The organism is Corynebacterium intestinale (assembly GCF_023574125.1).
GTDB classification, from domain to species: domain Bacteria; phylum Actinomycetota; class Actinomycetes; order Mycobacteriales; family Mycobacteriaceae; genus Corynebacterium; species Corynebacterium hesseae.
In genome coordinates this window covers 304,767-330,385 of the sequence record NZ_JAMKFF010000002.1, presented here as the reverse complement: position 1 = coordinate 330,385, position 25,619 = coordinate 304,767, and the positions used below count along the sequence as shown (strand labels likewise).

At 62.6% G+C, this 25,619-nt stretch carries 26 protein-coding genes and 4 tRNA genes; 6 read left to right on the top strand and 24 right to left on the bottom strand.

All coding sequences use genetic code 11. From position 1 onward, the window contains the following. Positions 1–42: 42 nt before the first annotated feature. The 8 genes from M5J06_RS04550 to M5J06_RS04515 all read right to left on the bottom strand — a co-directional run bounded on the left by M5J06_RS04550 (position 43) and on the right by M5J06_RS04515 (position 5,796). On the bottom strand, positions 43–387 hold the full coding sequence (locus M5J06_RS04550) for a HigA family addiction module antitoxin (protein ID WP_232755570.1): 345 nt from the start codon (positions 385–387) through the stop codon (positions 43–45). Further along, positions 365–421: a hypothetical protein gene (locus tag M5J06_RS04545; RefSeq protein ID WP_250224085.1), complete on the bottom strand. Its 57-nt coding sequence runs from the start codon at positions 419–421 to the stop codon at positions 365–367. The genes M5J06_RS04550 and M5J06_RS04545 overlap by 23 nt, the downstream gene beginning before the upstream one ends. A 225-nt stretch (positions 422–646) precedes the next feature. After that, positions 647–1,033 (bottom strand): 50S ribosomal protein L7/L12, encoded by a 387-nt coding sequence (gene rplL / locus M5J06_RS04540; RefSeq protein ID WP_070520955.1) that lies wholly within the window; start codon positions 1,031–1,033, stop codon positions 647–649. A gap of 86 nt (positions 1,034–1,119) precedes the next feature. Beyond that, complete coding sequence (gene rplJ, locus M5J06_RS04535; RefSeq protein ID WP_070533886.1) at positions 1,120–1,641, bottom strand: 50S ribosomal protein L10; 522 nt, start codon at positions 1,639–1,641, stop codon at positions 1,120–1,122. 326 nt (positions 1,642–1,967) lie between these two features. Next, entirely contained in the window at positions 1,968–2,762 is a 795-nt protein-coding gene (locus M5J06_RS04530) for an ABC transporter ATP-binding protein (RefSeq protein WP_144015166.1), read from the bottom strand. Positions 2,763–2,767: 5 nt separating this feature from the next. Continuing rightward, positions 2,768–3,820: a FecCD family ABC transporter permease gene (locus tag M5J06_RS04525; RefSeq protein WP_250224078.1), complete on the bottom strand. Its 1,053-nt coding sequence runs from the start codon at positions 3,818–3,820 to the stop codon at positions 2,768–2,770. Then, a complete protein-coding gene (locus M5J06_RS04520) occupies positions 3,817–4,785 on the bottom strand; it encodes a FecCD family ABC transporter permease (protein WP_250224077.1) in 969 nt (322 codons plus the stop codon). Before M5J06_RS04520 ends, M5J06_RS04525 begins: the two co-directional genes overlap by 4 nt. A gap of 66 nt (positions 4,786–4,851) precedes the next feature. Next, positions 4,852–5,796, bottom strand: coding sequence for an ABC transporter substrate-binding protein (locus M5J06_RS04515; RefSeq protein WP_250224076.1), 945 nt, complete (start codon positions 5,794–5,796; stop codon positions 4,852–4,854). 124 nt (positions 5,797–5,920) lie between these two features. Between M5J06_RS04515 and M5J06_RS04510 the strand changes: the two genes are divergently transcribed. Then, positions 5,921–6,715, top strand: a complete 795-nt coding sequence (locus M5J06_RS04510; RefSeq protein WP_250224075.1) for a siderophore-interacting protein — start codon at positions 5,921–5,923, stop codon at positions 6,713–6,715. 592 nt (positions 6,716–7,307) lie between these two features. On the opposite strand, the gene rplA is transcribed toward M5J06_RS04510, so the two are convergent. From rplA to M5J06_RS04465, 9 genes are all read right to left on the bottom strand, one after another. Further along, positions 7,308–8,012 carry a 50S ribosomal protein L1 gene (gene rplA / locus M5J06_RS04505; RefSeq protein WP_070520973.1) on the bottom strand — a complete coding sequence of 235 codons (705 nt, stop codon included), beginning with the start codon at positions 8,010–8,012 and terminating at the stop codon, positions 7,308–7,310. Between the two features lie 97 nt (positions 8,013–8,109). Continuing rightward, on the bottom strand, positions 8,110–8,553 hold the full coding sequence (gene rplK, locus M5J06_RS04500; RefSeq protein ID WP_070520976.1) for a 50S ribosomal protein L11: 444 nt from the start codon (positions 8,551–8,553) through the stop codon (positions 8,110–8,112). 165 nt (positions 8,554–8,718) lie between these two features. Next, a complete protein-coding gene (gene nusG, locus M5J06_RS04495; RefSeq protein WP_250224074.1) occupies positions 8,719–9,624 on the bottom strand; it encodes a transcription termination/antitermination protein NusG in 906 nt (301 codons plus the stop codon). A gap of 139 nt (positions 9,625–9,763) precedes the next feature. Beyond that, positions 9,764–10,090: a preprotein translocase subunit SecE gene (gene secE, locus M5J06_RS04490; RefSeq protein ID WP_070520982.1), complete on the bottom strand. Its 327-nt coding sequence runs from the start codon at positions 10,088–10,090 to the stop codon at positions 9,764–9,766. A gap of 24 nt (positions 10,091–10,114) precedes the next feature. Further along, positions 10,115–10,190, bottom strand: a tRNA-Trp gene (locus M5J06_RS04485). Between the two features lie 127 nt (positions 10,191–10,317). Further along, positions 10,318–10,389 (bottom strand) — tRNA-Met (locus M5J06_RS04480). A gap of 34 nt (positions 10,390–10,423) precedes the next feature. After that, a tRNA-Thr gene (locus M5J06_RS04475) sits at positions 10,424–10,499 on the bottom strand. Positions 10,500–10,850: 351 nt separating this feature from the next. Beyond that, positions 10,851–10,932, bottom strand: a tRNA-Tyr gene (locus M5J06_RS04470). Between the two features lie 76 nt (positions 10,933–11,008). Further along, on the bottom strand, positions 11,009–12,013 hold the full coding sequence (locus M5J06_RS04465) for a polyprenyl synthetase family protein (protein ID WP_070520985.1): 1,005 nt from the start codon (positions 12,011–12,013) through the stop codon (positions 11,009–11,011). Between the two features lie 93 nt (positions 12,014–12,106). Here M5J06_RS04465 and M5J06_RS04460 point away from each other — a divergent pair, with 93 nt between their 5' ends. Beyond that, entirely contained in the window at positions 12,107–13,345 is a 1,239-nt protein-coding gene (locus tag M5J06_RS04460; protein WP_250224073.1) for a geranylgeranyl reductase family protein, read from the top strand. 47 nt (positions 13,346–13,392) lie between these two features. Here the strand turns inward: M5J06_RS04460 and M5J06_RS04455 are convergent, their stop codons facing one another. The 7 genes from M5J06_RS04455 to M5J06_RS04425 are packed head-to-tail and all read right to left on the bottom strand — an operon-like array spanning position 13,393 to position 21,474. Then, positions 13,393–14,082 (bottom strand): demethylmenaquinone methyltransferase, encoded by a 690-nt coding sequence (locus M5J06_RS04455; protein ID WP_143335269.1) that lies wholly within the window; start codon positions 14,080–14,082, stop codon positions 13,393–13,395. A gap of 11 nt (positions 14,083–14,093) precedes the next feature. Further along, a complete protein-coding gene (locus M5J06_RS04450) occupies positions 14,094–15,293 on the bottom strand; it encodes a glycosyltransferase family 4 protein (protein WP_070624595.1) in 1,200 nt (399 codons plus the stop codon). An 8-nt stretch (positions 15,294–15,301) separates the two neighbouring features. Beyond that, positions 15,302–15,745, bottom strand: coding sequence for a DUF3592 domain-containing protein (locus M5J06_RS04445; RefSeq protein WP_143335268.1), 444 nt, complete (start codon positions 15,743–15,745; stop codon positions 15,302–15,304). Continuing rightward, entirely contained in the window at positions 15,746–17,437 is a 1,692-nt protein-coding gene (menD, locus tag M5J06_RS04440; protein WP_250224072.1) for a 2-succinyl-5-enolpyruvyl-6-hydroxy-3-cyclohexene-1-carboxylic-acid synthase, read from the bottom strand. It lies immediately after the preceding gene. After that, entirely contained in the window at positions 17,430–18,044 is a 615-nt protein-coding gene (locus M5J06_RS04435; protein WP_101735796.1) for a hypothetical protein, read from the bottom strand. Before M5J06_RS04435 ends, menD begins: the two co-directional genes overlap by 8 nt. Before the next feature lie 10 nt (positions 18,045–18,054). Continuing rightward, positions 18,055–20,406, bottom strand: coding sequence for an ATP-binding cassette domain-containing protein (locus M5J06_RS04430; RefSeq protein WP_250224071.1), 2,352 nt, complete (start codon positions 20,404–20,406; stop codon positions 18,055–18,057). 48 nt (positions 20,407–20,454) lie between these two features. Continuing rightward, positions 20,455–21,474 carry an o-succinylbenzoate synthase gene (locus tag M5J06_RS04425; protein WP_250224070.1) on the bottom strand — a complete coding sequence of 340 codons (1,020 nt, stop codon included), beginning with the start codon at positions 21,472–21,474 and terminating at the stop codon, positions 20,455–20,457. 88 nt (positions 21,475–21,562) lie between these two features. Between M5J06_RS04425 and dcuC the strand changes: the two genes are divergently transcribed. From dcuC to M5J06_RS04405, 4 genes are all read left to right on the top strand, one after another. Then, positions 21,563–22,972, top strand: a complete 1,410-nt coding sequence (dcuC, locus tag M5J06_RS04420; RefSeq protein ID WP_101735794.1) for a C4-dicarboxylate transporter DcuC — start codon at positions 21,563–21,565, stop codon at positions 22,970–22,972. 63 nt (positions 22,973–23,035) lie between these two features. Then, positions 23,036–23,638, top strand: coding sequence for a hypothetical protein (locus tag M5J06_RS04415; protein ID WP_250224069.1), 603 nt, complete (start codon positions 23,036–23,038; stop codon positions 23,636–23,638). 161 nt (positions 23,639–23,799) lie between these two features. Continuing rightward, positions 23,800–24,261, top strand: coding sequence for a DIP1984 family protein (locus M5J06_RS04410; protein WP_070596766.1), 462 nt, complete (start codon positions 23,800–23,802; stop codon positions 24,259–24,261). A 364-nt stretch (positions 24,262–24,625) separates the two neighbouring features. Beyond that, the gene (locus M5J06_RS04405; RefSeq protein ID WP_070596767.1) at positions 24,626–25,606 is read left to right on the top strand and encodes a 1,4-dihydroxy-2-naphthoyl-CoA synthase; all 981 of its coding nucleotides are present in this window, start codon (positions 24,626–24,628) and stop codon (positions 25,604–25,606) included. Positions 25,607–25,619 lie beyond the last annotated feature (13 nt).

Sequence of the window (25,619 nt, the reverse complement as noted above, 5' to 3'; positions counted from 1 at the left end):
TGAGACTGCACCGACCCCGAGGTGACCGCAAGTCAACTGATTCTATGAGTGAGAGTCGACTTCTTCTTTGTGATTCCACGGAACGATGGCGCTGATATCCGTGGTCTGGCGAGCTTTCCACAGATCGTATTCCTCTTGGAGTCCGAGCCAGAACTTCGCGGAATTCCCAAAGTAGGCCGACAAACGCAAGGCCATATCGGCACTGATACCAAGCGCACCGCGGGTAATTTTGGAAACTTGGGAACGGGTGGTGCCAATGTCACTGGCCAGGCGATACTGGGTTATTCCGCAGGGCTTAAGAAATTCTAGGAGAAGAATCTCTCCGGGATGCGGAACGGGAACAACATCAACATGAGCGCGTGCTTCAGTGGTAGTCGATAAAGTCAATGTCAACAGCTCCTTCGGGTGTCCACTTGAATATGATGCGCCACTGCGAGTTGACGCGAATTGAGTAGTAGCCCTTAAACCCACGCCAATAGTGTCAACTATTGACCCTAGTGTCAAGACCTGACACGCACTGCTTAGAATCCGCCGGGCCACCGGGGTACCGACAAAACGGGCACAACCCCGCACCGCAAGAAAGCGGAACGGGGTTGTTAGCGCGCAGCGAGTGCGCTGCGCGGGAAAGCTGAGTAATTCAGGTGAATTACTTGAGCTCGACGGAAGCGCCAGCCTCTTCGAGCTTAGCCTTAGCAGCCTCAGCGTCGTCCTTGGAAGCACCCTCGAGGATAGCCTTCGGAGCGGACTCAACAAGCTCCTTAGCTTCCTTCAGGCCCAGGCCGGAGACGATCTCGCGGACAGCCTTAATAACGCCGATCTTCTTAGCGCCAGCGTCGGTCAGAACGACGTCGAACTCGGTCTTCTCTTCCTCAGCAGCACCGCCGGCAGCCGGGGCACCAGCAGCAACGGCAGCAACCGGAGCAGCGGCCTCAACGTCGAAGACCTCCTCGAATTCCTTAACGAACTCGGAGAGCTCGATGAGGGTCATTTCCTTGAAAGCTTCAATGAGCTCGTCCTTGGTGAGCTTAGCCATGATTGGCATCCTTTCTCATTGTGCCTGGCCACCCTAGGCGGCCAGAAAAGTGTGTGTGTTTAAGTTGTGCGCCTTTAGTTGGCGTCTTAAGCTTCCGCAGCCTTCTTGTCCTGCAGGGCCGCAGCGGTGCGGACCATCTTGGTTGCAGGAGCGTTGAATACGGCGGCAGCCTTTGCCATAGAACCCTTCATGGCGCCAGCCAGCTTTGCGAGAGTGGTCTCGCGGTTGTCCAGCTTGGCGATGGCCTCAACCTGGTCGGCAGACAGAGCGTCGCCGTCCATGTAGCCACCCTTGATAACGAGTGCCTTGTTGTCATCAGCAAACTTGGTGATGACCTTCGCAGCATCCACTGCCTCGCCCTTGATGAACGCAATAGCGGTCGGGCCAGTCAGCTGCTCGTCAAGACCCTCGATGCCAGCTTCGTTGGCAGCGATCTTGAAAAGGGTGTTCTTGGCGACGGAGTACTCAACGTCAAAGCCGAGGTTGTTACGCAGCTCCTGGAGCTGACCCACGGTCAGGCCACGGTACTCGGTGAGCACGATGGAGTTAGCGCCTTCGAGCTTCTCCTTCAGCTTTGCCAGGTCTGCGGTGTTCTTCGGGTTTGCCATTTTCTACTACGCCTCCTTTCGAAACATCTCTTGTGTTTTCCGCCGGGGCCTTTCCCACCTCGGTTGTCGTTAACGACAACCGAAATAACAAAAGCCCCGTGCAAGAGCACAGGGCGCGCGCGGAAATCCGCGGTAATTCGCAAAGTGTCTCCTGCGTGGGCCGCCCTCTAGAGCGAGGGACCTTCGATCCGACATTCCGGATGACCGACGGTCTTCGGTGAACTTTGACTCGACCACTTCGGGGCCGTTCAAACTTCGCTAGACACTCTACAGCCCCCACGGGCCAACTCCAAATCGCGGCCCTGAGAGCTTTGCCCTAGCGCCCTTTAGTTCTTGAGCACACCGCGCGGAACGATGACGGGGGCATCGCTGCGAGGATCCTCCCAGATGTCCACATCGATGCCATAGGCCGCCGCCAGCACCTCTTTCGTCAACGCCTGCTGCGGCGTGCCCCGCGCGATGACCTCGCCGTTGTTCATGACCACCATGGTGTCTGAGAACTGCCCAGCCAGCATGAGGTCGTGCAGCACGACGACGACCGTCTTCCCAGCGCGCGCTTGCTTGCGGACGAGCTCCAACACACCCATCGCGTGGGCGGGATCGAGGAAGGTCGTGGGCTCGTCGAGAAGCAGCACCGGCGCGTCCTGAGCTAAAGCCAACGCGAGCCACACCCGCTGACGCTGGCCGCCCGACAGCGCCGCGATATCGCGGTCGATGAAATCGGTGATGCCTGTCTCCACGCAGGCCTGCGCGATGATCTCGTGGTCCTGCGCTGACAGTCCCCTTCCCCACCCAAGGTGCGCGTACCGCCCGCGGGCAACGAGCTCGCCGACGCGCAGCCCATCCGGCGCCATCGGGTGCTGGGGCAGCAAGGCCACGTGGGCCGCCGCTTCCTTCGGGCTCATGGAATGCACATCCAACTCGCCAATGCGCACGCTTCCCTGCCGGGGGCGAAGAATCTTCGACAAGGTCTTCAGCAACGTCGATTTCCCGCAGCCATTGGGGCCGATGAGCGTGGTGACCTCCCCTGGTTGGGCCGCGAGGTCAACCCCGGAGAGAATATCTTTCCCGCCTTGATAACCGGCATGGATGCCTTGGGCCTTCAGCTCGCAACTGTTCATGGTTTTCATCCTTTCCGCCTTGCGGCATTCCACACCACGATGACCAGGGCGGTGCCGCCGATCACTGAGGACACAGCACCCACCGGCGCGTCCATCGGGAGCGCCCCGGCCACCACGGCACAGGCGCTTAAGAGGGCCGCACCAGCAGCGCACGACACCACCGGCGAAGGAGTGGGTGTTCGGGCGATCATGCGTCCGAGGTGTGGGGCCAGCAGCGCGATAAAGCCGATGGGCCCCGCCACGGATACGGTCACCGCGCATATTCCGGTGGCCGCAATGAGGAGCGCGGTGCGCGTCCGCGTGATGTCCACGCCTAAGGAGAGTGCCGAGAGATCATCATGGGCTAGCAGCGGCAGCTCCCGGGCACGCCACGACCCAAGCAACACGAAAGGCGCCAGTCCCACGAGAAGCGGAACAATGACGTCCATCCGCACAAAGCCCGTGGTTCCCGCCAGCCACAGCTGGGACTGTGCTGCACGGAGGAGCTCCGCAGCGCGCAAGAGATAGGCCACCATGGCTTGGAACAGCAGTGATAGCGCGATGCCGACGATGACGATGCGGTTGCTCGTACCGAGCCCACCAAGCGCCACCAGCAAGATGGCCGCCAACACCGCTCCCAGCAGCGCGAGCCCCGCCCGCCACCAGAACACGGAGACACCCTCTGCGAGGAGTGGCCGGGACATCACCGTTCCGATGACCACCATCACCGAAGCCCCACCGGTCACACCAAGGATGTCGGGGGAGGCCAGCGGATTGCGCGACATCGACTGAGTCCACGACCCCGCCAGTCCGAGCGCGGCGCCCACGATGAGGGTTGCTAGCGCTACGGGCATGCGCAGATCCCACACAACGCGGATTTCACTTCGGCTTCCCCCGCCGTTGAGGATCTCCAGAACCCGCCCCGGACTCAGCCCCACGGGGCCTTGCCCGAGCATCAGGACGTAAGAGACTGCCGCGACCAGCACAAAGAAGCAGGTGGCTGACCATATCCATATCTGGCGCTGCCGCTGTTGGGAACGCAGGCGCTTGGCGACGTCCCCCTTCACCCCATCGCTCATAGCTTCTGCTCCCCTCGGCGCACGGCCCAGATGAGGAAAGGTGCGCCCACGAACGCCAGGACAATGGACATCTCCAACTCGGAGGGGCCAGCGATAAGCCGGCCTAAGATATCCGCGGCCAGCACGGAACAACCGCCCAGCAGCGCCGCAGGGGCAATCATGGCGGCAACCGCCGGACCTGTACACCGCCGGAGGAGGTGGGGGACGGCAAAGCCCACGAAAGCGATGGGGCCTGCCGCGGCGGTAGCGCATCCGGCCAAGACAACGATGCTTAAGGCCGCGCCACGGCGCGCCAGTGCCGGCGAGCTCCCCAAGGCAACCGAAGACTCCTCACCCATGGCCAACAGATCAAGCGGGCGCGCCACACTCGCAGCAATGATGAGCCCGACGAGCAGACCACCGGCTGCAATCGCAACCTCTCCGGGGCCGCGCCCAAAGGTGGAGCCGATGGTCCAGCGGCGCATGCTGTCGAGCACATCCGTGGAATACAAGCCGATCAGCATGGCGCCAGAGCTTAAGGCAGCCGATACTCCTGCACCCACGAGAAGCAGCGTCAGGGAATCAGGAAACCGCCGGGAAACACCCAGAACCACTACCGTGGCCAAACCGGCTCCCACCAGCGCGAGCGCCGTCCGCATCCCCAGCGAGGTGGCAAGCCCCAACGCCGTCCCGAGCGCAACAAGGAAGGAAGCTCCCGCAGTGATACCAATGAAGCCGGGATCGGCCAAGGGGTTCTTGGTCCACGTCTGGGCGATGACACCGGAGACCGCAATGGCTGCACCCGCGAAGTACGCCAAGAACGTGCGCGGCATACGCAAGTCCCACACGATATTTTCTATCTCCGGCTGGCTTTCATGGAGGAAGGCGGGAAGGAGCTCGGACAAGGCGATGGACCGCGAGCCCACCATCAGCGAGCAAACGAGGAGAAGCAGTGAAACTACAACCAGAGCGCTGGTGAGGAGCACGCGTCCCCTCCCCCGCGAATCTAGCTCGCCGCGGGTGGCCCCGGCGTTTCTCGGTAGTACGAGCACTTAGAGTTGCTCTTCGAACTTATCGACAGCCCAAGGAATGGTGAGCGGGTTCGGCATGCTCATGGCGTTGCCGGTATCCGTTTCTAGGTAGCGGACGCGGCCATCCTTGACCACGTCCAGGCCCTGGAACGTCGAATCCTTCTTCAGCTCGTCGACTGCACCGTTGTAATCCAAGACGAACAGGTAGTCCACGTTGTTGAGCTGGGAGTAGTTCTCTGGGGCGTAGTCCACGAAGAAGCTCGAGCCATCCCCCTCCAGCTCCTGCGGAATCTCAAAGCCAAGGTCTTCGATGAATTGACCGCGGCCATCATCGGAAGTGTAGAGGCCCAGCTTTCCGTCATAGGGCATGACGATGGCCGCGCGTTTGCCGTTAAGCTCCGGGTGAGATTCCTTGAATTTATCGAAGGCGCCTTGCGCCTTGTCAATAAGCTTGTCACCCTCCTCTTCCTTCTCAACGGCAGAGGCGATGGTCTTAACCTGCTCTTCCCAGGGGACCTGCCAGTCTTCGAAGCCCTCCGGCTTCATGGTCAGCGGCGCGATCTCCTCGAGGGACTTCTGCGCTTCCTGGTCCACTGCCTGATTGACAGCAATGATCTGCGTGGGGTCCGAAGCCGTGACCTGCTCAAGAACATCGGCCGTGAACCCAGAAGCGGTGTTATAGATAACCTCAGGCTGGGCATCTCCCAGAAGTTCTTTCGCCCATGGGCCCACACCGGAGGGATCACCATCACCCTGCGCTCCCCAGGGCGCTACGGCAACGGGGGTGATTCCGAGCGCGAGGACAGTATCGGCGTCGCCAAGCCCCAGGCTGGCAACCCGCACCTCCTCAGCGCTGCCTGCACCCGCACTGTCCTCACCGCTTCCGCGCGAGCACCCCGTCAGAGCAATCGCTGTCGCCGAGACAATCGCGAGCACGGCTTTCGCGCGCCGGTGGATAGCAACCATGGAATTAACCTTTCCTTCGATGGGAACGAGCACACAAGCCGTCACGCCCCTAATCCATTTGAGGCAAGCCTAACCTCTGCTTTATGATGGATTCAAATTTCCCTTATACCTAGGACCAATTCCTTTGACGCATCACCGCTTATTACCCGTCACCCTCACGGGGAATACCCGCCTGAAGCCGCGGCTGCACCGCCTTACTTTTCACTCGCCTGCCTTCGGCTCCTACCCCCTCGCCGGGCCTGATGAGTATTTTGGGCTCCTCATGCCCCAGGACGGGCAGGAGTTTTCGCCCTTCCCAGTTGAGGATGCCAATGTGCGCGCCGCCGTCACTGGCTTGCCTGACGACGTTCGCCCGGCGTTGCGGTGGTACACAATTCGCAGGCTCGACCACGAGGCCTGCACCATCGATGTCGATGTGGTGACCCATGGCGATAATGGCCCGGGCTCGCGGTGGATCCTTAAGGCCCAACCCGGGGATACCGCCGGAATCTATACGGGGCAAGCACGGTGGCAGGCACCCAAGAAATCACAGCTGTTGCTCGCGGACGCCTCCGCTCTCCCCGCACTGTGGCACATCCTGGAGCACTACGAAACGTTCTCACCGCAATCCTTGAGTGGCGTCGACGTCGTTGCACTGATTGCAGACGACTCCGAAGTTGAAGATGGCTTTGAGAAGACCTGGCGCGGCAAGGTTCGTTCACTCACCATGGTCGCCGCCCCGCACGAGGAACACAGCGCACGCGCCGTTCAACTTCTTAGTTCTCGTTTCTCCGCGGATACAGCGCCGGATTCAGTGTGGGTATCCGGCGAAGGAGACCTGGCCAAAGAAGTGCGCTCATTGGCGGTGCACGACTGGAGAGTGCCGCGCGAGGACGTCATCTGGTCCGTGTACTGGATGAACGGCAAGCCGCGGCCCTAAATCCTTCGCACGCATCTAATCCTTTTAACCGGCAGTGGGTCTCGGTGCGCTTCCACATGGTTCCCATCAGAAGGTTCCCGTCAAGAGGTTTCAGTCAGAAGGTTCACTTGCCCCCAAACGAACCTTCTTCGCTCCCCCAGATGGTTTGTTTGCCCCCAAGAGAACCTTGTGACTAGAACCATCCACATCCAGCGCCCGCGTTTGCCCCAGGCCTGATGCATCCCCGCTTAAGCCCATGTCCCGAATCCAAGGCGGGGAGCACCTGGCTTGGGGCACACACAACACAACGCGGGCCCCGGATAATTCCGGAACCCGCGTTGCAAGGGGTCTTGACTATCAGGCGGTTTCTCACGCCGCCCGCCCTGCAAGACTCAGGGTGTTCTCTCTATCTCTCATGCGCCTCTCTCAAACGCACAAGGATTATTATGCGATACATTCCTTGAAAGCCCATCGAACCTGCCTGTGTTTTACCTGTCAGTGATTTTTAGCCCTCTGACCTGTACAAATAGTTTGACACGCAAGGAAAATGGCAATAAAAAAATCCCGGCTCGTAAATGAGCCGGGACCTTTACGCCGTTAACACAGACATCAATTAGTCGGTGTAGTTCTTCTCCACGGAAGCGTCGACCGGGATGCCCGGGCCGGAGGTGGTGGAGATGGTGATCTTCTTGGCGTAGATGCCCTTAGCGGAGGACGGCTTCAGACGCAGGATCTCGTCGTACAGCGCGCCGTAGTTCTCAGCCAGCTTCTCAGCGTCGAAGGAAGCCTTGCCGATGATGGCGTGCAGGTTGGAAGCCTTGTCAACGCGGAAGGAAATCTTACCGCCCTTGACGTCGGCCACAGCCTTGGTCACGTCAGCGGTCACGGTGCCGGTCTTCGGGTTCGGCATGAGACCACGCGGGCCCAGGACGCGAGCAACGCGGCCAACCTTGGCCATCTGATCCGGGGTGGCGATAGCAACGTCGAAGTCGATGTTGCCCTCGTTGATGGCAGCGATCAGCTCTTCGGTGCCCACGATGTCGGCGCCAGCAGCCTTAGCGGCCTCAGCCTTGTCGCCCTCGGCAAAGACGGCCACGCGGACGTCCTTACCAGTGCCGTGCGGCAGGGAAACGGTGCCGCGAACCAGCTGATCAGCCTTACGCGGGTCAACGCCGAGGCGGAAGACAACGTCGACAGTAGCGTCGAAGTTCTTGGAGGAGGTCTCCTTGGCCAGCTTGGCGGCCTCGATCGGACGGTACTGGCGGGAGCGGTCTACCAGCTCAGCGGCAGCCTTGTATGCCTTGGACTTGGTGCTCATAAGTGCAATTCCTTTTCTTGGATTGATGTGGTGATAGCGGGCCGAAGCTGGCCCTGCCACGCGCGATACAGAACGTATCGCGCATTAAATTGAATTATTACTTAGCCGGGATTCCGTCAACGGTGATGCCCATGGAGCGAGCGGTACCAGCGATGATGCGGGCGCCGTTCTCGATGTCACGAGCGTTGAGGTCCTCGAACTTGGTCTGTGCAATCTCCTTGCACTGGTCCCAGGTCACGGAACCGACCTTGTCGGTGTGCGGAACGCCGGAGCCCTTCTTGATGCCAGCGGCCTTGAGCAGGAGCTTCGCTGCCGGCGGGGTCTTCAGCTTGAAGTCGAAGGAGCGGTCCTCGTAAACGGTGATTTCTACCGGCACGACGTTGCCGCGCTGGGACTCGGTCGCAGCGTTGTAGGCCTTGCAGAACTCCATGATGTTGACGCCGTGGGCACCGAGTGCCGGGCCGACCGGCGGAGCCGGGTTAGCGGCGCCTGCCTCGATCTGGAGCTTGATCAGGCCAGTGACCTTCTTCTTGGGAGCCATCGAATTACCTCTTTCCTGTGGTACCGGAGTGCCGCCACGATGAATAACAGCGCCCCGTCCGGATGCTCACGCATTGTGGGCCACCGGAGGATGAACGTTTCAAGATGCGCAAAAGCGCACGGCGTTCAAGTTTAGAACACCGTGCGCCCAGCTCAAAATCGCTTTTTAGGAGATGCGCTCGATCTCCGTCGGGGAAAGCTCCACCGGGGTCTCGCGGCCGAAGATGGACACCAGGCCCTGCATCTTGCCGGTCTCCGGATCGATTTCGGAGATGGTGGCGGACACGGAAGCCAGCGGGCCGGACAGGATGGTGACGGCCTCGCCCACCTCGAAGTCGTGAGCATAAGCCTTCGCGGCCTCCTTTTCCGGCATGGCAACAACCTGCTCGCCCTCGGAGTCGGCGGCGGAGGCCTCCGGGGAAACCGTCGTGTCATTCGGCATGAGGAACTTGGCCACGTCGCGGATTTTCACCGGAGTAGCGTTGCCCTCGTTACCCACGAAGGAGGTCACACCCGGGGTATCGCGGACGACGGACCAGGCAGCGTCGTTAAGCTCCATGCGCACCAGCACGTAGCCCGGAAGCAGCTTGCGCTTAACAACCTTCTTCTTACCGTCCTTCTTCTCCAGAACCTGCTCGACCGGCACGACGACCTCAAAGATGGAATCCTCCACCTCGAGGGTCTGGGCGCGCATGTCCAGGTTGGTCTTCACCTTGTTCTCGTAGCCGGAGTAGCACTGGATGATGTACCACTTGCCCGGCTGCTTCTTCAGTTCGCGGGTGAATGCGCGCAGGCGGGTCTTGTACTCGGCGTCGGCGGCAGCGGCGGATGCTTCGGCGCTTGGCGACGTCTCCCCCGCTCCCTCAGTCTCAGCCTCGTCCGAGCCGCCGCCGAGGGCGGCCTCCGCGGCCTTGGTAGCAGCTTCCTTCTCGGCGGCTTCCTTCTCCTCAGCAGAAAGCTCCTCCTGCGGCTGCTGGGTTTCCTCAGTAGCCTCGACCGCTTCCGCGGCCTGTTCCTGGACGTTATCAATCATGGCCTGCTCGAGGGAGGTGCCAGTGTTTTCTTCGCTCATTGTCTGCTACTCCAAAATTGTGTTCATTCTTCTAGTCCCCAACCAGGTTACCCGGCGGGACTAGGGCAAAAAGTATCCCGCCGTTTCCCCTAGTCGAGCTAGCGGGAAGGCGGCGGGATGAAAGTATGAAATTAGTTTACTAAGGCGCGAGGATTGCTTCAACTCCGAGGCCGGTCAGCGTGTCCACGCCCCACACCAAGGCGGTGAGGACGATGAGGAAGGCGAAGGTCACGAGGACGTACTGAAGCATTTCCTTGCCGGTAGGCCAGACGACCTTCTTCATCTCAGAGACGACCTCGCCCGGGAAGGACCCGACGGAACCGCCGAAGGAATCTTCCTTCTTATCCTCGACGCGCACGACGCGCTTGTCGGTGTAGGAATCGGTAGAGGTGGTCGCTGCGCCAGAGAGCTGACGCTTGCCGGTTGGGCGCGGAGCCCCGGTGCTCGGCTGCTTTTCATCGCTCACGGCGATTCCCTCCTTGAAGTGATGTGGCAGGGGCGACAGGACTCGAACCTGCAACCTACGGTTTTGGAGACCGTTGCGCTACCAATTGCGCCACGCCCCTTTGCGTGCCCTTTTGGGACAACGCACAACCCTACCAGAACGGTGATTCCCCATGGAAACCACGTGCCGTATAAGGCTGGGAGTCGGTAATGAAAAAGCGCCCGTGTGCGGGCGCTTTTCTTTCCCGGTAGCGATGGCGAGAATTGAACTCGCGACACAGCGATTATGAGTCGCTTGCTCTACCACTGAGCTACACCGCCATATTCACCTTCTGGGACCTTCCAGAAACATGAATGGAGCCCCCTGACAGAATCGAACTGTCGACCTTTTCCTTACCATGGAAACGCTCTGCCGACTGAGCTAAGGGGGCACAGCCTCTTTGAGTAACGGACTTTCATCCGCTGTGCTCTCGTTGAAGCCTTGAAAAGATTAACCCGAAACACTTAAACAACACAAATCGCCAGGATGGGACGCATTTTTAGGGCTTTTAAGCGCCCCAAGAACACACCAGAGCAAACACCGTGCCGAGCAGACGACAACTAAGCCGGGTACACGACCGTTCAATCGACGGAGCGACATTTCGATCAAATAGCGTCCCAATTCCTCGGTGCTCGGGCCCCTTATTTGATCGAAATGACCCTTACCCCGCTTAGCCCTGGCGCCTATGCCGGGGATCGAAAAATCCCGCAGACACATCTTTGCGTCTGCGGGATTCATTCTGTGCCAGGTAGAAGATTCGAACTTCTGAAGGCAATGCCGGCGGATTTACAGTCCGCTCCCTTTGGCCGCTCGGGCAACCTGGCATGCACTCTTGAGTGCGGTTATGTACTTTACTACGAAGTCCCGCCCGACATGCAAATCGCCTGGCAGGAGCACCTATTAGCCCACGCGCTGGACCGTGTAGTCCGCCAACTGGCGCAGGGCCTCACTAGCCGTGCATTCGGGCAGAAGTGATAGCTGGTCCTCGACCACGCGCAGGTATGCGTTGACGTCGGCAAGCGCCTTGTCCCGGCCACCCGACTTCCACAGCAGGTCGATGGCGCGCTTCACGGAGGCGTCGTCGGTCAGCGGGCCCGTCAGGAGTGCGCGCAGCTCGTCGCCGACCTCACCCTCCTCCTCCAGGGCATAGAGCACCGGCAGGGTGAACACGCCCTCGCGCAGATCCGTGCCCGGGGTCTTTCCCGACTCCTCGGGATCGGAGAAGATGTCGATGACATCGTCGACGATCTGGAAAATCATGCCCACGGCCGCACCGATTTGGCGCAGGGCCTCGCACTGCTCCGGGCCGGCGCCAGCGTGGTAAGCACCTAGGTAGCCGGCGGAGGCGATGAGCACCGCGGTCTTTTCCCGGATGACCGCCGTGTAATGCTCCACGGCGTTAGCTTCGCCGGCACCGATGGTTTCGCGCATCTGGCCGGTGACGAGCTCCTCAAAGGTCTCCGCGAAGTGCTCCACCGTGTGGGTATCCAGCTGGCTCATCAACCGCGAAGCGTGCGCCAAGAGGGCATCGCCCGCCAAAATCGCCACCGAGTTAGTCCAGCGGAAATTCGCAGAATCCACACCGCGGCGGCGCTCCGCTTCATCCATGACATCGTCGTGATAGAGCGTGGCCACGTGGACCATTTCCACCACGGTCGCCGCCTTAATCACCTCAGGCGATTGCGAGCGTTCACCAAACTCGGAAGCCAGCAACGCCATCATCGGGCGGAAACGCTTGCCCCCAGCCAGGGAGAGGTGGCGCACCTTGTCTTTGATGAAGTCCTGCCCGCGGTCGAGCTCCGTATTCAGCAGGTCCTCTACAGCAGCCATCCCGGCGTTGATACGCTCGGTGAGCTGCGCATCCCCCAAGTCCACGTGCTTGGCGTGAGTTTGGCCGTGTGACATTAAACGTGTTCCTTTAAGCTCAAAAATCCTAGTGTTTACCTACCGTAGCCCATGGCACGGCCCTCAACACACTTGTGGCCACTATCCCGTGCAATGATAGTCCCCATGTCGGAGCAGATCGATTCCACCCTTGTTGACGTCGCCATCGTCGGTGCCGGGCCCGCCGGCGCTGCCGCCGCTATCCACGCCGCGCGCGCTGGCCATGACACGCTGCTTGTCGACGCCTCCCCCTTCCCCCGCGACAAGACCTGCGGCGATGGGCTGACTCCTCGTGCCATGCACCAGTTGGAGCTCCTCGGCATCGAGGTCAACGCTTCCTACCGCAACCGCGGGCTCAAGCTGCACGGCTTCGGCGGCACCGTAACCGCCCCGTGGCCGTCGACATACCCCTCGCAGGTGGGAACGGCTCTGCCGCGCTATGAATTCGATGCGCTGCTCGTTGAGGCCGCCCAAGAAGCCGGCGCGCAACTTTTCACCGGCACGGCGACGGCCCCGCAGCTCGAGGGCAACCGGCTGGTGGAGTTCTCCGTGGGCAAGCGCCGCGTGCGCGCGCGGTGGGTCATCGTGGCCGATGGCGTGCGCTCGACCTTTGGCAAGCAGCTGGGCCGCACCTGGCACCGCGAGGAGGTCTACGGCATCGCCGCGCGCGCCTACGCCGATTCGCCCCACGACGGCGAGGAGTGGATGCACTCCCACGTGGAGCTCAAGGACCCCGAGGGGGTCGTACAACCCGGATATGGCTGGATCTTCCCGCTGGGACAGGGGGTCAACATCGGTTTGGGTGCGCTCTCCACTGCCGCCCGCCCGGCTCGTCTCAACACCAAGAAGGCGCTTGATTTCTACGCTGAGCAGCAGCGTTCGGAGTGGGGCTTGGGCGAGCTGCGCAACGTCACCTCGGCGATGCTGCCCATGGGTGGCGCGGTGTCCGGGGTGGCCGGCGCGAACTGGATGCTCATCGGTGACGCCGCCGCCTGCGTCAACCCGCTCAACGGCGAGGGCATCGATTATGGCTTGGAGACGGCAGCACTAGCCGTAGAGATGCTCGGCACTAAGGACCTGACCTTGGCGTGGCCGGAGCGTCTGCGCGCCGAGTACGGCGAGGCCTTCCTGCTCGCCCGCACGGCCGCGCGCCTGCTGACTTATCCGCAGTTCCTGCCGCTGGCCGGACCTGTGGCCATGCGCGGCCCCATCGGCCGCATGCTCATGCCGGCCGCCGCACGCCTCATGGGCAACCTCATCACCGAAGAAGACAAAGACCTGCTTGCCCGTGCCTGGCGGCTGGCGGGCGGGGCGGTCTCCACGCTGCGCCGCGATACGCCTCTCTGGGCTTAAGCCCTTTGGGTTTTACCTTTCGGCCTAAGCCCATTGGGCTTAGGCCCCTAGGCAGGCTTCACCGCGGAGTGCAGAGCCACGATGCCGCACGTGAGGTTGCGCCAGCCTGCTTGCTCCCAGCCATTGCGGTTGATGGCGGCGGCTAGCTCGTGCTGTTCCGGCCACGCGCGGATGGATTCTGCGAGGTAGATATAGGCCTCCGGGTTGGAGGAGACCACCTTGGCAATCGGCGGCAGCAGGCGGGTTAAGTACTCCTTGTAGACGGTGCCGAAGACCGGGATGACTGGCTTGGAAAACTCCGCCACAGCCAGCCGCCCACCGGGCTTGGTCACGCGCGCCATCTCCCGCAGGCCCAGCTCAAAGTCGTGGATATTGCGCAGACCATAGGAGATGGTCACCGCATCGAAGGTGTTATCCGCAAAAGGCAGGCGCATTCCATCTCCAGCCACCTTGGGCACATCGCGCTCCGCGCCAGCCGCAAGCATGCCGAGTGAAAAGTCACAGGCCACGCACCACGCGCCGGATTTGGACAGCTCCTCCGTGGAAACAGCCGTTCCGGCGGCCAGGTCGAGGACCTTCTCCCCCGGCTTCAGGTTGAGCCGCTCGCGCGTCAAACGGCGCCAGCGCGCGTCCTGACCAAAGGACAGCACCGTGTTGGTGATGTCGTACTTCTTGCCCACCGCGTCAAACATGCGCGCAACATCGAAGGGCTTCTTATCCAGATCTGCCTTAGACACAAGCGCCTAGTCTAGGCCACGCGCGCCCCCAGGGCGCGAGCGGCCCAGCGCGGCAGCTCCGGACGCTGGCCCAAAATGGTCAGCGGCACCTCACGGACATTCTCCAAAACTTCCTCGTAATAGCCCAGCAGCTGCTCGCACAGCGCCGGCCACGTCTTGGAAGCAATCGACTGCCTAGCGTTCTCCCGCAGCTCTTCGTGGATCTCCGGGTTGAGCAGCGCATCGACGGCGTTGGGGAGGTCCTCGACGAACGTTGGGACGTCGAGAAGCAGCCCGTTATAGCCCTCCTCAATGAGGTCCACCGGGCCGCCCGCGCGCGGGCCGATGGTGGGCACGCCCGAGGCCTGCGCCTCCTGGATGGCCTGGCAGAAGGTCTCGAACTCGCCCGCGTGGACGAAGATGTCCAGGGAGGCATAGGCCGCGGCTAGCTCCTCGCCGCCCAGAGCACCGGTGAACACCGCGTCCGGCAGCTGGGCCTCCAGCAGCGGGCGCTCGGGGCCATCACCAACGATGACGAGTTGGATGTCCTCGCGTCCGTTAAGCGCGGACAGGCGGTGCACTCCCTTCTCTGCGGCCAGGCGGCCGACGAAGCCAACGATCTTCTTCTTCCCCGTGGGATCCCAGCTCCGGCGCAGCGCCGCCGAGCGCTTCGAGGGGTGGAAGCGCTCCGAGTCCACGCCGCGGCCCCAGTGACGCACGTTCTTGATGTGGTGCTTCTCCAAATCGGAGATGGTGAGCGAGGACGGCGCGAGAGTCATCTGGCAGGCGTTGTGGATGGTGCGCAGCCACTCCCACACCCCATAGGCCAGCGCGGAAGCGTGGTACTTGGTGGCGAAACCCGCAACGTCCGTCTGGTACAGCGCCACGGCCGGAATGCGTAGCTGACGTGCGGAGAAGGCACCCGCAGCTCCGAGGACGAAGGGGCTGGCCAGGTGGATGATGTCCGGCTTAAACTCACGCAGCGCCTCGTCCACCGCGGACGTAGGAACGCCGACCGGGAGCGAATCCACCAGCGGCACACGCACGGTGGGCACGCGCACGATGGTGAACCCGAGGTAATCGGGGATCTCCTCCTGCCCGTCCCGGGCGCCGGGGGCGATGACAATGGCCTCGTGGCCGTGCTCGTGGAGGTGTTCGAGGACACGCAGCACGGAGTTGGTCACTCCGTTGACGTTAGGCAAGAAGGATTCCGCGACGATGGCTACACGCATGCGCCCCATCATTCCTTTTCTGAGTGCTCGGTTGGTAACGCACGTACTAAATTCCGGTTAATTTTCCCGCTCCCCCACCAGCACGCGCCGGCAATCAGGGTAGCCACGGCCGCGGAGGACAGCGCCGGGATGATCGACAGCGTCCATTCTCGGCCCTCTACCTTGACCAGGTCCGGGTTGCTCTTGGCGTAGAGCACCCACACCTGCTGGCCTTCTCCCAGCCCAGTGGGATAGAGCAGGCCGGTGGGCGGGGTGTGATAGATCCCTTCGGAATCCTGGAAATCCACGAAAGTACGCAAGGTGCCGACATCCGTCACCGTGGCCAGGGCGCGCCCGGGGTTGGCTCCTATGGTGCGGTCATTGAGAAAAGGGCCGATCACCATCCCCGCCATGCCCACTAGCGCAGCGGCATAGAGCACCAGGATCAGCTGGCGCACCCGGCGCCGCGGCATTTACTGACCCACCTTGGCGTTCAGAGTCTCCTGCAGCGCGCGGCGCGAGGACCGGGTGGTGTGCGCCTCCACCACGGTGATCCCGGTGGAGTACTCCTTGAGTTCCGCCAAAACGTCGAGAAGCTCCTGCGCCGAGCTCACCTCGCGGTGCTCAGCGCCGCAGGCTTCCGCCAGCTTGGCGACGCCCACCCCATGCGGCGTCCCAAAGGCCCTCTCGAAGGAGGGGCGCAGGGGCTCACGGCCTTGTTCAAGCACCTCGAAGATGCCGCCGCCGTCGTCGTTTGAGACGACGATGGTGAGGTTCTCTGGGCGCGGGTTGTCCTCGGGGAGAATGAGGGAGGTGGCGTCGTGGAGGAAGGTGACATCCCCCATGAGCGCCACGGTGCGCGGGGCGCGGGGCGCGTCGGCCTCGCGGGACTGGGTGGCCAGTGCGATGCCGATGGCCTGCGCGATGGTGCCATCGATGCCTGCGGCCCCGCGCGGCGAGTAGGTTTCCACGCCGTCGAAAGGCAGGCCGATGAAGGAGGCATCCCGCACCGCGTTGGAGGCACCCAGCACGAGCGTGTCACCGACGGCGAGGGTATCCCCCACCGCGGCGGCGACGTGGAGGCCGGTAAAGCCGATCTCGGGCTTGGTGGCGTCCTCGCCTGTGGCCTCCGCGAGGACCTCGCGCACACCCTCGGCCGCCATCTGTGCGGCGCCTTCGCAGATCTTCATCCACTCGCGCGTGGGCTCGCCGCTGGTCTTGACGGTGGTGCCCAGCTGCGCAGCCTCACCGCGCGGGTTGGTGAAGTCCTCCGTGCGGGACAGGCAGATGAGGTCGATGTCGGGATCACTGAGCAGCGCCAGGACGCCGCGGTGCAGGGTGGGATGGCCCACGACGATGACCTGCTCCACCTTGGTGTTGACCACGTAGTCATTGGCGGAGACTTGGGCGCGGCGGAAGAGGTGTGCCGCGGCCGGATGCACCGGGTGATAAGGGGCGGGTGCGGTGGGCTCGGCAATGGTCGGGATGTCCTCCAGCCCCTCGACCTCCCAGGCCTCATCGCCCGCGATGACAAGGGTGTTGCGGCTGAGATCGACGGCCACCTCGCCGTGATTAGACCAGCGCGGGGTGCGCGCGCGGTGCTGCGTGTAATCCGTCGGGGTGTTCGGCAGCTCCTCCCCCACGAGTGGGGCATCGAAGGCCACGTTGATGTGCACCTGGCGATCATTCAAAAAGCGCTCGGCAATGAGCGGAACATCACTAGTGCTCTCCACCTGGGTGGTCTCTGCGTAGACCCCGAAGATGCCTGGCTGCTCGATAGTCTGGGATGCTCCCGTGCCCGCCAAGCGGGCCGGGCGGTCCGCGCTGATAACCGCCAGCGGGGTGTGCGAATAGTGCGCCTCCACCATCGCGGGCAGCGTATTGGCCACCGCGGTGCCGGAGGTCATGACGATGCCGACGTGCCGGCGCTGGACGCGGGCCAAACCTAAGGCGGCGAATGCGGCCGAGCGCTCATCAATGCGGGTATGCACGCGAATATCGCTGCGCGCAAGCAGGGCCAAAGACAACGGCGCATTGCGCGAGCCGGGGCAGAGGACGACGTCAGTCAGGTGACGCGAAAGCTGGGCTGCCAGGGCTTCGGCCAGCTGCATCGACTCCGGTTGTGAGGCTGCAGAGTTCTCAGCATGCGGCTCGGTATTAGGCATTGTCTGCACCACCCGCACCGGGTTCGCCGTTGCCCGAATCTAGTTGCTCGAAGAGATCATTGAGCAATCCATCCAGATCGGATTCCCCCTGGTCCAGTTGATCCTGGATCTCCGGCGGCAGATCCGTTGGAATCTCCGGTGCGATCTCCGTGGGAATGTCGGTGGGAAGGTTATCCCGCGGCGAATTCTTAGTGGTGGTCACCGTGGTGGGAACCTCGGTGGTCACGGTCTCGGTAACCGGCTCCGGGGCGGGCTTATCGGCATCCGCTGCCGCACCGCGCCACAGGAAGAACAGCACACCGGCAATAACGACGGCGATGGCGGCAATGGCAGCGAAGACATAGGCCAGGGCTCCCCCGCCTTTCTTCGGCTGCTCCACCTGGTAGCTCGACGGGACGGGGTCGTACTGCGGCTGCTGATAATCCTGGTCATAGCCCTGCTGATAGGGCTGGCCAAAGGACTGCGTGCCCTGGGAACCGGGCTCCGGGAAGTGCTGCTGGGGGCGCTGCGGCGGCTGCTGCTGCGGCGCGCCGAACTGGCGGGTTTCATTCTCACCGGTGACGCGGCCGAACTGCCGCGTCTCGTTGTCACCGTTGTTGTGGGTCATGGGATTTACCTTATCGTGCACCCTTGCCACTTAGCACCCGGCCGGTGGGGGTTAGTCCCGCGGCGACCTCGCCCGGCGTGCCATCCGCCACGATCTTTCCGCCCTCCGTGCCAGAGCCCGGGCCCATCTCAATGACTCGGTCCGCGCCAGCGATGAGGTGGCGGTCGTGGTCTGCCACCACGACGGTGTGGGAGGCATCCACCAGCGAGTGCAGCTCAGAAATAAGAAGGTCGATATCGGCCGGGTGCAAACCGACGGTCGGCTCATCCAACAGATAGACGGTATGGCCCCGGCGCGAATTGCGAGAGCGCTGCAGCTCCGTGGCGAGCTTGATGCGCTGGGCTTCACCGCCGGAAAGCTCCGGGGCGCCCTGGCCTAAGCGCAGGTAGCCCAGACCCACCGCTTCCAGTGTTTGGAGCGCGTGGAGGATCGGTGCTTCATCCGCAAAGACTTCCAGGGCTTCTTCCACCGTGAGGTCGAGGATGTCCGCGATGGTCCTACCCTGCCAGCGGATAGACAAGGTGTCATCGTTATAGCGCTGCCCTTGGCAATCCGGGCATTGGGTATAGGAGCCGGGCAGGAAAACCAGCTCAACCTCGATCTGGCCGGCGCCGCCGCAGGTGTGACATTGGCCCTGCTTAACGTTGTAGGAAAAGCGCGAAACCGTCCATTTCTTCTTCTTGGCCTCCGGGGTGGCGGCGAAGAGCTTGCGCACGTTGTCGAAGAGATTGGTGTACGTCGCCACCGTGGAGCGCGGGGTTCGGCCAATTGGCTTTTGGGTAATGGAGACCACGCGCTTTACCTGCTCCGGGCAGTCCGGGCCAGTGAGCGTGTCCTGGAGCGCGGCCAGCAGTGTGGATTTGCCGGAACCCGACAGCCCAGTAATGGCCGTGAACTGGCCCAGCCCGAAGTCCACATCAAGGCCGTCGATGGTGTGCGAGCGCACCTGGCGCAGCGCGATATCCCCGTGTGCCGGGCGCGCATCGGCCTTGGGCGTGGGGCGCGGGCGGGCCAAGGCACGCGCGGTCGGGGTATCGGCGGAGTCCGCGGCCGCAATGTAATCGGCAACAGGGCCCGAATACACCACCTGGCCGCCGCGCTCACCGGCGAGCGGGCCGACGTCCACGATCCAATCGGCGTGCTTAACTAGCTCCATGTCGTGCTCCACCAGCAGCACTGAGTTACCCTCCGCGATGAAGCGCCGGCACATGTCGAGCACCGCGCCCCTCTCCACTGGGTGCAGGCCCGCCGACGGCTCATCCAGGACATAGGTCACGCCATAGAGCCCGGAGCGCAGCTGCGCAGCCAGGCGCAGGCGTTGGACCTCACCGCCGGAGAGCGTCTCCGTCGGCCTATCCAAGCTAAGGTGCCCAAGGCCGAGTTCCAGGGCCGATTCAAAGGCGGGGAGAAGTGCTTTAAGCAGCAGATCTTCCGCGTCATTCGGTTGCGGCTTTTGGGCTTTGAGGAGCTCGAAGGCTTCGCTGAGCGGGAGGGCATTGAAACGGTCGATCGGCAGCCCGGCATAGGTAACCTTGAGCGCCTTGACCGTCAGCCGGCGCCCGTCACAGGTATCGCAGCGGCGGGTTTCCATGAAACTCAAGACGCGCGCACGAAGTGTGTCCGACTTCGTCTCCGCATAGGTCTTGGTCAGGTAGCTGGCCACGGAGCGCCACGTGCCCTCATAGTTGCGCTGGATCTGATCCGCCCCGCGGCGCGGCTTGACGGTCACCACCGGGCGTTCCTCGGTGAAGAGGATCCACTCGCGGTCCTTCTTCGGCAGCTGCTCCCACGGCGAGTCCAGGTCATAGCCCAACTCCTGGAGGATGTCGTGGAAATTCTTGCCCGCCCAGGCTCCCGGCCACGCAGCAATCGCCCCATCCTCGATGCTCAAGCTGGGGTCCGGCACCATGGAGGCCTCCGTGGGTTCATGCACCACGCCGGTGCCCTGACACTTCGGGCACATGCCCTCCGGGGTATTCGGAGAGAAGGAATCGGAGTACAGGCCCTCCGGGTTGTCACCGCAGCGCGAGTAAAGCAGGCGCACGGAATTGGACATGGCGGAGATCGTGCCCACCGTGGAGCGCGCACTGCTTGCCGACGCCGACTGCTGCAACGCCACCGTCGGCGGCAGCCCCTCGATGCGGCCGACCTGCGGGTCCACCGCAGAGGCAATGAGGCGGCGGGCGAAAGGCGCGACGGACTCGAGGTAGCGACGCTGCCCTTCGCCATGAATGGTGCCGAAGGCCAGAGAAGACTTACCGGAGCCGGACACCCCGGTCACGGCCACGAGCTGGCCGCGCGGGAGGTCCACGTCGACGTTGCGAAGGTTGTGCAGGTGCGCGTCTCTCACGGAAATGGTCATGCCCGCCAGCCTACGCTGCACCCCGGACATGGACCGTGAGCTGTATTTTTAAAGGTGTGGCCAGCACTGACGCACGCGCTCGAACCACCAGTCGCGGCGCGCAGCCGATGCCGCCAGCTCAGTCAGGCGATCCGGGTCGGGGGCGAGGGATTCGGCGCGCAAGAAACCGTCGACAAGCTCGCGCGGCTCCGTCACGTCCTCCAGGAACAGCGACCCCGTGGCCAGCCCCGCGGCGGCCGGGGTGACGTCGATGTCCTCGTCGTCATAGATCTGCGGCAGCGCGGCCACGGCGGCCAGCCCCATGGAAATTCCCACCGAGGTATCCAGGGCGGAGGCCACCGTGATGTCCATGTGGCGCTCGCGCAGGTGGGAGGCCACCTCGAGCACCTTGCACACCCCGCCCAGCGGCGCGGGCTTGACCACGGCGACGTCCGCCGCCTGCAATTCCGCCACGCGGTAGGGGTCGCTGGCCTTGCGGATGGATTCATCTGCCGCCACACGCACGAAAATCCCGGCGCGCATGAGCTGGGTGCGCACCTCCTTGAGTTCCTCCACGGTCTGGCATGGCTGCTCCATATAGTCCAGCGGCATCATTTCCTTTGCCGCGGTGACGGCCTCTTCGACGCTCCAGCCGCAGTTGGCGTCGACACGCAGCACCGGCACGCGGCCCTGCGCCTCGATGTGGGCGCGGACGGCGTGAACGCGGGCGATGTCATCCTCCAGGCTCTGTCCCTTTTCCGCCACCTTGATCTTGAAGGTGCGGCAGCCGGGGTAGCGCGCCATTACCTCGGGCACCTGCTCGGCGGGGACTGCGGGAATGGTGCCGTTGACCTCGACCCACTCGCGCACGGGTTCCGGGAAGCCCTCGTAGGCCGCCTCCAACCCGGCGGCGAGCCAGCGCGCGGATTCCTCCGCCCCGTACTCCAGGAAGGGGGCAAACTCGCCCCAGCCAGCGGGGCCGTCGATAAGCAATGCTTCCCGGGTGGTAATGCCGCGGAACTTTACGGCGAGCGGAAGGGATACCACGTGGGCGCGGTCGAGGACGTCATCAATATGCATGGGGTTCATCGTACGTGTGGGGGTTCAACGCGACACCTGTCATAGCCGGTGTTAGGTTATAACGGTAAGTGGATATAACCAGAAGAAGGAACCACAGATGCTCTATCTTCTCATCGCGCTGCTGGCCATCGCCGCAGTTGTCTATCTCATCTATAAGAAAGTCCACGCCGCGGCCTCCATCTTTGCCGTTGGCGTAATCCTGCTCATGCTCGCCGCGCTCACCGGGCGCGCGGATTTCCGCACCACCGAAATCGAAGCCAGCGGCAATGCCTTCTACGACCAGCTGCTGGTTGTGGATGCACTGTTCAAGGCACGCTTCTCCGGTATCGGTATGGCGATTATGGTGCTCTTCGGCTTCGTGTCCTACATGCGGCACATCGGCGCCGATGCCAAGACGGTCGTGGTGCTCTCCTCGCCACTCAAGCGCTTCAAAGGCTCCTACTGGCTGGTTCCGGTGGGCTTCATTTTGGGTACGCTCCTGTCCTTGGTGATTCCTTCGGCCGCGGCATTGTCTCTGCTGCTTGTGGCAACACTCCTGCCAGCACTCATCGCTGCGGGCCTGACGCCCCTGACCGTGGGCGCTATCGTGGTGACCTCCTCCACCATCGTTCCCACCCCGCTGGAGGCAGGCCTCATTCAGGGCGCCGACCTCACCAACATGACTCCGACGGAATTCGTCTACGGCGCCGTCGCCTACGCCACGGTTCCCACGCTGCTCATCACCGCCTTTGTTCACATGTGGTGGCAGCACCGCTGTGATAAGGCGGATGCCCGCAAGGCCTTGGCTTCCGGTGAAGTCACCGCTGACTCGATGAGCGATAAAGCCACTGAGGAAGCCATCGCCCGCGCCGCTTCCCTGCCGGGCTACTACGCCGTGCTCCCGCTCATGCCGCTGCTGCTCATCATCATCTCCGCCATCCTCAACCGCATGGGCGTTATCCCCTTTGAGGGCGGCATCCTCCCGGTGACCGTGGTGTCCCTGTTCATCGCGATGATCATCGAGTCCATCCGCAAGCGCACCGTCACGGGTGCCGTGGATTCCATCTCTAGCTTCTTCAAGGGCATGGGCGAAGGTGCTGCGGGCGTCGTGGCCCTGCTGGTTGCCGCCGCCGTCCTGGTGGAAGGTATTACGCAGATGGGCGTCATTGACATGCTTATCGACGCCGCCGAAGGCTCCTCCGGCGCCGCCGTCCTCATCGTCCTCATCTTCGTCGCCGCCACCGCCGCGATGGCAGCACTCACCGGCTCCGGCACCGCGCCTTACTTCGCCTTCTCTGAGGTAGTGCCCAACCTGGCCTCGCAGACCTCCATCCACGCCCCGCAGATGCTCACCGCCATTTGGGGAACGTCCAACCTCATGCGCCAGGTCTCCCCGGTCAACGCCGCGGTGCTCATTGTTGCCGGCGCCATCAAGGTCAACCCCATCCAGCTGGTCAAGCGCACCTCCGTGCCCATGATTGTGGCGACGGTGCTCAACACGCTGTTTGCGTTCATGTTTATTGGGTAACACTCCCCGGCTGTGGCCTTAGCGCCCCTTTAAACCACCATGCGGGGCGCTAGGCTACAACTCATGCGAAAACTCTCTACTCTCTCTTTACTCGTTGCCGCCGGAATTGCATTGAGCGCCTGCGGCGATACTTCTGACTCCTCTACACCTGCTAGTGAGGCTTCTGCCGACAGCCAATTAACCTCCGTTGTGGCCCCAGTGACTGCCTCCACTTCCGAGGCCCCCGAGGACAGCGGCCCCGCGCCGACTCTTAACGATGCCCCGAGCGGCACTCCCGCCGCGGACGACAACGCCAACCCCAACCCGGGCGGCCACAACATCAACGTCGGACAAGTCGGCGGTGCATGCGGCTATACCAATCAAGGAGACAAGATCCACGCAGGAGAAAACACCTCCTGTGAGTTCGCCGCCGCTATGTTTGATGAGGCCATCAAGCACACCTTCACCTGGTCGCAGCGCAGTTCTACCGTGAATGGCTCCTACAACACCCGCATTTCTGTAGCGAGCCCGGCGACAAAGCAGAGCTACGACCTGTATTGCGCCATGGGCTCTGACACTCGAACTTTCTACTGCGGCATCGACGGCGACAATTCTGTCTACGCCAGCTTTGAAGAGGCCAATCGCCAGACGTGGACTAACCGGCTGTCTACCGAAGGCCAGCCGTAGCGAGCAACCAAACATGACGTACACAACGATCAAATAAGGCCCCAGATCATCGAAGTTTTCGGCCGCTATTTGTTAGAAGTGTCACGCCGCCAATGCGAAGCCTCCTGCCTGCCGTACAATTGCACAGACAATCAATCCCATTAAGGGTTAAAGGAGGAACCATGCTACTTGCTGAAGCCTTGGCCGAACGCGCCCAGGCGCAGGAGCGCCTCAACTCGCTGAGTGACCGACTCGCGGCAACCGTCCGCATCCAGGAAGGCGATGAACCGGATGAGAACCCGACGGATCTCCTCCGTGAGCTGGAGGGCGTAACCAAGCGCATCGATGAGCTCGTCATCGCGATCAACGCCACGAACACGGCTACCGCGTTCGACGATGAGATCACGCTGATGGAGGCACTCGCACTTCGTGATGGACTGCTGCGCAAGCGCCGCATCTACCAGGGGTTGGCAGAGCGCGCGGGTGCGCGCCACGACCGCTACTCCCGCTCGGAGATCAAGTTCGTGGCCACCGTGCCCGTGCCGAAGCTGCGCGAGCGCGCCGATGATCTGGCCCGCCAGTACCGCGAGCTCGATACCCGCATCCAGCAGCTGAACTGGAATACGGAACTGATAATTAAATAGCGACTGCCGCTAGTTGTGCCGCATTCTTGCGGCACGTAGTCATGTCGTTCGACATGTAGTCACGTCGCGCGCCTCATGCGCGCGACGGTAGCCCACACTCTTCGCAGCGAGCGCAACCCTTACTGGGCAGGGAAAAGTCCAGTGCTTCTCAGGCGCCTTCGTAGCGCAAGAAGGCAGGGAGGTTCGATTCCGTCCCACTGTATGGTGTACCGCGCTGGTACGGAGTACACGTGCACATTGACGGGGATAATCCCGCAGTATTGTTTATTGTTTATCACCGCCGCGCTGGGCGGAGAGTGTGGGTGAGGGTTGGGAATGGGGACTATACTTCCGGCGCACTGCTTTCCAATTAAGCTGGTGTGCCATGAGCGAGCAGAAGAATTACAGCACCGATAATCCGTTCAAACCGGAACTCTGGCGCCCCGTCGAGGGCTTTGAGGCCCTGACGGATATCACCTATCACCGGCTCATCAGCGACGGCCCAAAGCCACAGCGCAAGGACGGCATCGTCCGCATCGCCTTCGACCGCCCCGAGGTGCGCAATGCGTTTCGCCCGCACACGGTGGATGAGCTCTACCGCGCGCTGGACCACGCGCGCCGCACGCCAGATGTTGGCACGGTGTTGCTGACCGGCAACGGGCCCTCCCAAAAGGACGGCGGCTGGGCGTTTTGCTCCGGCGGTGACCAGCGCATTCGCGGCCGCTCCGGGTACCGCTACGCCACCGAGCACGCGCACGATGACGCGACTGCCGACGAATCCACCGTCGACACCGCCCGCGAAAAAGTTGAGGGCGGCCGCCTGCACATCCTGGAGGTCCAGCGCCTCATCCGCACCATGCCCAAGGTGGTCATCGCCGTGGTTAACGGCTGGGCCGCCGGCGGCGGGCACTCCCTGCACGTGGTGTGCGATATGACCATTGCCTCCCGCCAGGAAGCCCGCTTCAAGCAGACCGACGCCGACGTCGGCTCTTTCGACGCCGGCTATGGCTCGGCCTACCTGGCCAAGATGGTGGGCCAGAAGTACGCCCGCGAGATCTTTTTCTTGGGACGCACCTACGACGCGCAGCGCATGTACGAGATGGGTGCCGTCAACGAGGTAGTTAACCACGCCGAGCTGGAGGACGCCGCCATCCAGATGGGACGCGAGATCAACATGAAGTCCCCCACCGCCCAGCGCATGCTCAAGTTCGCCTTCAACCTCACCGATGATGGCCTCATGGGCCAGCAGGTCTTCGCCGGCGAAGCCACCCGCTTGGCTTATATGACCGACGAAGCCGTCGAGGGCAAGGAATCCTTCCTGGAAAAGCGCGAGCCCAACTGGGATGACTTCCCGTACTACTACTAGTTCCCCCAAGGAG